The organism is Micromonospora globispora (assembly GCF_003857015.1).
GTDB classification, from domain to species: domain Bacteria; phylum Actinomycetota; class Actinomycetes; order Mycobacteriales; family Micromonosporaceae; genus Micromonospora; species Micromonospora globispora.
In genome coordinates, this window is the sequence record NZ_QGGF01000658.1 from 1 (window position 1) to 2039 (window position 2039).

General features: G+C 65.8%; 2 protein-coding genes and 1 pseudogene. All 3 read left to right on the top strand.

Going from position 1 to position 2039, the window contains the following annotated elements:
• Positions 1-105, top strand: a pseudogene (locus DKL51_RS36820) (IS5 family transposase); the annotation flags it as partial.
• Between the two features lie 414 nt (positions 106-519).
• On the top strand, positions 520-981 hold the full coding sequence (locus tag DKL51_RS31530) for an Imm10 family immunity protein (protein ID WP_109947869.1): 462 nt from the start codon (positions 520-522) through the stop codon (positions 979-981).
• A 142-nt stretch (positions 982-1123) separates the two neighbouring features.
• The gene (locus DKL51_RS31535) at positions 1124-1714 is read left to right on the top strand and encodes a GrpB family protein (RefSeq protein ID WP_109964355.1); all 591 of its coding nucleotides are present in this window, start codon (positions 1124-1126) and stop codon (positions 1712-1714) included.
• Positions 1715-2039 lie beyond the last annotated feature (325 nt).

The following is a 2039-nucleotide window of genomic DNA, read 5'->3' on the forward strand; positions in this document are numbered from 1 at the left end:
ATCAACCGGCTCAAGCGCAACCGCGCCGTGGCCACCCGATTCGACAAGCTCGCCGTGCGCTACGAAGCCACCGTGCACATCGCCGCGATCAGCGAGTGGCTGTGACCGACTTCGACACAGGCTCTAGGCGGTGCTGGATGGCGGCGATGAACGGGCTGCCTGCGTGGACGCCACCAAGGTCGTCGGACTTGCACTCCATGAGCATCCGGTGAAGCGCCAGGACCTCGTCGTAGCCCTCCATCCGTACTGCGTCAACGTCCACCGCTCAAGCTTGCCCGATGCTCCGCATCGTCAGTTTGGAAGGCGCCTTACCTCGGCCTGAGTCGATAGGTTGATCTACCGGTGAGCAGCCGTGAGACTGGTCGCGAAGGACGGAGTGATCACGTTTGAGACGACGTCGGATGCCGCTGTTGGCCGGTGTTGACCGCTAGATCGGGCACGTGTCGGGCATGCTGTCGGTCGTTGGCTGCGGTCGGGTTCGAACGCTAACCGGTGCTATGACCGGGATCAAGGATGAGGATGGGCTACCCCGCGAGCGACTACCTGCCGGCCGTGTTGCGCGGTGCGGCTGAGGCGCAGGATTACGTCTACATTCTGGGCCTTCGGGAGGACCCGGATCGGGAATCGTGGTCGCTGGTCTTCCAGGAGTGCGGCGAGCCTGATGAGCAGGATCGAGCGCTGGGGCTGGACACGTACTGGAATGGTGCAGGCGTGGACAGCCAGCGAGGCTGTCACGGGGGAGTCGTGGAATGTGAGATCCGCGCCTCTGAGCAGCCAACCTTGCCGAAGATGCCGCCGAGCGACATGAGCCAACTGCGGCTGGTGCTTGCTGAACAGGCCGCAGCGACGCTTCGTCTGCCCACCGAGGTCTGCTTCACTCTTCGCCTTCCCGACAATCAGCTACAGATGGTCAAACGCGGCTTGGTCCGAGTGCTCAACTCAGGTCGGCCGGACGCGACTCCTCGTCTGCTGCGCATGTAGGACAGGTACGAGACGTACGACCAACCGTCGATCGCTCCTTCGGATGAGCCAGCACCTGGCTGACACGAGCGGACTAACTCCGCTCGCGAAACCCACCGGACGGGGGCTGCGGATGACCGGTGACCTGGCTAGGGTGCCTCCAATGCGCATTCCACCCTTGCCGAAGGCATCGCTAGACCTCACGGGAGACAAGGCTGCGAAGCGAGCAGTCGGCAACCGTCCGGCGAACGTGACCTCACCCATCACCATCGACGCCTACAACCCCGATTGGCCCGCAATGTTCGCCAAAGAGGAGGCGGCCATCCGTGCTGCCCTAGGCTCCCGGGCGCTTGCCGTCGAACACGTAGGGTCGACCGCCGTACCCGGTCTCGCGGCCAAGAATCGACTCGACATCGACCTCATCGTCGCGGACCCGGCAGACGAAGATGCATACGTGCCTCCGCTGGAAGCCGCCGGCTACTTCCTACGCACCCGTGACACTGACTGGTACCAGCACCGATGCCTCTGGACCCGTGACCATGGCGTCAACCTGCATGTCTTCGGCCCTGACTGCGATGAGTACCTCCGACACCTGATCCTCAGGGACTGGCTTCGCACCCACCCTGAGGACCGCGACCGCTACGCAGCCGAGAAGCACCGAATCGCCCAAGAGCACCCCATGGACATGGCGCTCTACGTCCGGGCAAAGACAGCCATCATCATCGACATCCTCAAGCGCTGCGGACTGCGCTGAACGGCGCGAACCTGCTGCCTCGCCATCCCGTCTGCCATCGGCCCGCCCAACTGGGAGCGGGCCCCGCCCGGCCCGCCACGTCAAGCGGACCTTGACGCAGGTTCGGACGCTGGCGGGTCGGGCGGTGGTCTGCTCGGCTTGCCCGAGTCGATGGCAGGCGGGATGGCCTACCGCAACCACCCACGGACCGTGACCCGCCGGCGGAGCCCCGGCCATCCTGGAGCCGGAGCGCCCCCGCCGGAGGCGCCGTAGCCGCAACCCCGCGTCCGCCGCCAGCTCGCCGACGCGGCTGGCGTGCGCTCCCCTACGCCGCGCGGGCTCGTGC